We start from the raw sequence: 486 nt of genomic DNA on the forward strand, positions 1-486 counted from the left end.
TGACGATTTTAAACTATTTACCCCATGATAAAGAAGTTGATATCGTTTGTTCAAAGGTTAAATCTTTTCAAACGACCCAGGGAAAAAAGACAATTTCACAAATGGTTCATGTTGCTGATATGGTACGAAAATCTTTTATCAATGGGGATCTTTCAACAGTTATGAGCCCACGCACTGTTATTACTTGGGCAGAAAATGCAACAATTTTTCAAAATATTGGATTTGCTTTCCGCTTAACTTTTCTCAATAAATGTGACGAACTCGAACGTGCCACTGTCGCAGAATTTTATCAACGTGCCTTTGGACAAGAGCTTCCAGAATCACTGGTCAGTGTGTCTTGCCTTAAGGGATAAGTCAATCATGGCTACAGACACTGGCGATAACAGCCAAAATATGACAAAAGACTCTCCCAACAGCACTCTTGATGCTGAAGCTTTTAAAAAAGCCATTTCCGGCTGTATTCGAGCAATTGCTGGCACGCACAAG

1 pseudogene is annotated in these 486 nt (G+C 39.5%); it reads left to right on the forward strand.

Going from position 1 to position 486, the window contains the following annotated elements:
• Window positions 1-353, forward strand: a pseudogene (locus ACFINO_RS10325) (cobaltochelatase subunit CobS); the annotation flags it as partial.
• Window positions 354-486 lie beyond the last annotated feature (133 nt).

Source organism: Bartonella sp. AA83SXKL (genome assembly GCF_042196965.1).
Lineage (GTDB): Bacteria > Pseudomonadota > Alphaproteobacteria > Rhizobiales > Rhizobiaceae > Bartonella.